3 protein-coding genes and 2 pseudogenes are annotated in these 3,265 nt (G+C 27.2%); 4 read left to right on the forward strand and 1 reads right to left on the reverse strand.

All coding sequences use genetic code 11. The features are described from left to right. Positions 1-258: 258 nt before the first annotated feature. Positions 259-877, reverse strand: a pseudogene (locus DR024_RS00045) (UDP-N-acetylglucosamine 1-carboxyvinyltransferase); the annotation flags it as partial. 321 nt (positions 878-1,198) lie between these two features. Between DR024_RS00045 and DR024_RS00050 the strand changes: the two are divergent. From DR024_RS00050 to DR024_RS17915, 4 genes and pseudogenes are all read left to right on the forward strand, one after another. Further along, on the forward strand, positions 1,199-1,657 hold the full coding sequence (locus tag DR024_RS00050) for a hypothetical protein (RefSeq protein ID WP_242983058.1): 459 nt from the start codon (positions 1,199-1,201) through the stop codon (positions 1,655-1,657). Between the two features lie 250 nt (positions 1,658-1,907). Beyond that, positions 1,908-2,359, forward strand: a pseudogene (locus tag DR024_RS00055) (dUTP diphosphatase). 88 nt (positions 2,360-2,447) lie between these two features. Beyond that, positions 2,448-2,879, forward strand: a complete 432-nt coding sequence (locus DR024_RS00060; protein ID WP_027098999.1) for a DMT family transporter — start codon at positions 2,448-2,450, stop codon at positions 2,877-2,879. A gap of 153 nt (positions 2,880-3,032) precedes the next feature. After that, a partial coding sequence (locus DR024_RS17915) for an MBL fold metallo-hydrolase (RefSeq protein ID WP_242983060.1) occupies positions 3,033-3,265 on the forward strand: 233 nt, incomplete at its 3' end.

Raw genomic sequence — 3,265 nt, forward strand, 5'->3', positions numbered from 1 at the left:
TCTTCTCTAAGTCTTTCATCATACCATTTTACCGCTTAATCATACTTTCCTTGAAACTCTAACTTATATCTATAATATTCTTTACTTTCCTCTATAATTCAATTTAATTAACATATTACCAAATATAAATATCAAATTGGAAATACTAATAATAAGCTAAACTAAATAATAATTGTATGGCAAACCTTTATCTTATAAAACAAAAAAACTCGCCATGAAACATGACGAGTTTAAAATTCAAACTATTGTTTTTGCCATAATGCTTGCCCCCATAGTGTTTAAGAAGTTCGCAACATCTACTACATGTGGTTCCTTTGCAACATTTTCTAATGTTGTTACCCCTTCAGCTAATGTAGCTGCAATCATAACATTAATTGTAGCTCCAACTGAAACAACATCAAAGAAAATATTAGTCCCAACTAGCCTATCTGCTTTAACTTTACAGCACCATGTTCTATAACAACTTCTGCACCTAATGCTTCAAACCCCTTTATATGTTGGTCTATTGGTCTAACACCTATAGGGCATCCCCCTGGTAATTCCACTCTAGCTTGCTTAAATCTTGCTAATAACGATCCAATAAAATAATAAGAAGCTCTCATTCTTCTAACATCTTCTGTGCAAGCATCAAAATTATTTACATCCGTACTATCAATTTCTAATGTATTATTATCTAACTTATTTACAGTGCATCCTAAACTTTTTAGTATACGTTCTAAACAATGTACATCTTCTATATCCGGTATATTATCAATTACACATTTTCCAGTATTCGCTATTATAGCAGCTGGTAATATTGCAACCGCTGCATTTTTGCACCATTTATTTCAACCGATCCCCTAAGAGACTTACCTCCATTAATAACTAACTTTTCCATCAAATTCACCCTTATTCAAAGATTATATATATTAAAATTCCCAAAATTCATAATTATATCCAAAATTCTATTAAATACGCATTATAACTCTATTATATAGAATTCTATCTTAACTATTATAACATAAAGTATAGTTATTTAAATATCTTTTTTATGGCAAATTCACCTTTTTAGTAACTATACTCCATTTAATTTGTTAAAATTTTAGTATTTTTAGTAAATTAAATAAAATCAATGCTTTTATGTTTTTTTATATTTGGTAATATGTTATAATTTATAACAAAGTTTGTATATAAAATTTTCCCGAATGTGAGGTTTGCTATGAAATATTATATTGTTGCACTATTCGATGACGAATCTTATAAGTTAATATCACCTATTCAAAAAAATCTTTCAAAAAAATTTAGGGCTAATAGAAATTCTCCTCAGCCATACATCGTTTTAGGAGCATTGGAAAATCCAACTATAGATAAGCTTAGTCCAATTTTAGAAAAGATTTTAAAACCTTATAAAAAATTTAAAGTTGAATTGTGCGATAGTGTTTGCGTAAGTGAGACTACTAAAACAGTAAATCTCAAGATTGAACATATTGGATATATAAGAAAGATTTCAAGAGTTATCAATGATACTTTAAAATTACATGGATTTAATATCTTAAATAATGATGAAGATGAACTTGCAATTTCTTTAGCCAATGTAAATTATTTTAATAAGGATAAAAAAATAATAGTGAAGTACTATATGATTCAAATAAAAATAATAAAACCTATCCTACACTAAAGGTTGATAGATTTGAAATATGGAAAATTTCTAATAGTAGAAGGGAAACATTAATTAAAAGTTATCCTCTTAGAAATTTTTAAAATAATAAAAACTCCTATTTTTTCAAAGAATAAATAGGAGTTTTTATTATTTTTTTTAATATTTGAAAAATATTTGTTTTGTAGTCGTTTTCTGACCTTTTCTTTATTCTAAAGATTCTGTAAAATATATAAAGACGATTGCCTTGAAAATTAAGGGGGATATAAACATGCAAATTGAAGATTTGTTTAAAATACAAAAAGAAGCTAATAATAAAGTTCAAATAGATACTAACTTAAGTGGTTATAAGCTACTTGCAAGAAAACATCTTGAACTTCAAATAAAAATGAGTGAATTAGCAAATGAAACAAAATGCTATAAATATTGGATTGATGATAACTTTACTGTAAATAAAAGTACTGTATTCGATAAGTATATCTCTTGCTTCAGGCAAGTCTTATCTTTAGGAATTGATAAAGGCTATGACAGTATTAAATGTATTACTATACAACCTAGTGAATATTGTTTAAGCGATCAATTTTAAATTTATATATAGACATAAATGACCTTCTAATATCTTCTTCTGAAGATCACTATGTTACTTTATTAGAAGACTTTTTAAGTCTTGCAATAAGTCTAGGATTCTCTGAACAAGATATTGTAGATGGTTTTAAATTATAACTTCATCATATTTTAAGCTCTCTAATTTTTAGGGAGCTTTTATTATATTCTAAATCTCTCTGGGAATACTATTTTTGAGGTGATTAAAATGATAGCTATAATTACAGCAATAATTTCTGGTATTGCTATGAGTGTTCAAGGTGTATTTAATACACGACTAGGAGAAAAAATTGGAGTTTGGGAAACAAACGTTTTTGTTCAAGGAAGTGCTCTTATACTAACCTTAATTATTACCTTTTTTATAGGTAAAGGAAGCTATAATCAAATTAAAGAAGCCAATAAATTATATTTACTAGGGGGTGCTCTTGGTGTTGTAATAACATATACAGTTATGAAAAGCATTAGTGGTTTAGGCCCTACATGTGGAATCGGTATAATACTTGTTGCTCAATTATTAGCTGCTGCATTAATTGAAGCATTTGGACTATTCGGAAGTGAAAAACTTAATTTTACATTAAAAGAACTTATAGGTATTGCAATCATGGTTGTAGGTATTATAGTATTTAAATGGAAACATTAAACAAAGGAGTTCTATAATGAATATATTTAGTAATATTAAATTTTTATCCATACTAACAGCAACCAATATAAAGGAATACTTTAATCAAAGAAATGATATTTCTAATGAAGCATTGAAACCGATTCAGTACATTGGTATGGTCATGCTACTGCATTGATAAATTTATCAGATATCATAATACTTACTGATCCAGTTTTAAATAATACTTTAGGATTCTTTAAAAGAATTGCTAACCGCCCTAGTAGCCTTGATGATCAAAAAATAGATTATATTCTACTATCTCACGGACATATGGATCACACTAACTTCTCTTCCTTAAGAAAGTTAGATAAAAATATTACTATTATAGTTCCTAAAGGATATAGACGATTAATGAAATTATTAGG

The organism is Clostridium paraputrificum (genome assembly GCF_900447045.1).
GTDB classification, from domain to species: domain Bacteria; phylum Bacillota; class Clostridia; order Clostridiales; family Clostridiaceae; genus Clostridium; species Clostridium paraputrificum.

Coding starts and splice junctions, on each gene's coding strand:
- DR024_RS00060 (WP_027098999.1), top strand. CDS start 2,448: ATGATAGCTATAATTACAGCAATAATTTCTGGTATTGCTATGAGTGTT.
- DR024_RS00050 (WP_242983058.1), top strand. CDS start 1,199: ATGAAATATTATATTGTTGCACTATTCGATGACGAATCTTATAAGTTA.